Annotated in this window: 1 protein-coding gene; it reads right to left on the bottom strand. The window is 41.3% G+C overall.

The window, feature by feature from the left end; all coding sequences use genetic code 11:
* Nucleotides 1-22: 22 nt before the first annotated feature.
* Nucleotides 23-226 carry a YlaI family protein gene (locus tag V7147_RS24260; protein WP_335370362.1) on the bottom strand — a complete coding sequence of 68 codons (204 nt, stop codon included), beginning with the start codon at nucleotides 224-226 and terminating at the stop codon, nucleotides 23-25.
* Nucleotides 227-322 lie beyond the last annotated feature (96 nt).

Raw genomic sequence — 322 nt, 5'->3', positions numbered from 1 at the left:
AAGGCGCTTGCGCATTTCTCTTTTACCACCAATCGTCATCAGTCTTCTTCTTGCGGTACAGCTTGAATTTATTTGTTGCGATTCTTTCGTTTGTTCTTGTTTCAATGCGATCATGGCACTCTTGGCACATATATGTATGGATTGGGCGGTTTCTAAGTCGTTTAGCGAGGCTGGATTCTTGCTCAATATCCTCGATTTTATCACAAATTACACATTTTACTTTCATTTTATGAACCCCTCTAGTATTATCTTGTATCTATTTTTCCAAGTCTAACTCCAGGCGCCACCGGTTCTCTGGTCTAGGCAATCGCTTCGGAAGGTA

It is taken from the genome of Bacillus sp. JJ1521 (genome assembly GCF_036965165.1).
GTDB lineage: Bacteria > Bacillota > Bacilli > Bacillales > Bacillaceae_L > Ferdinandcohnia.
The sequence above is the reverse complement of the archived record's forward strand: the minus strand, read 5'-3'. Positions and strand labels throughout refer to the sequence as shown.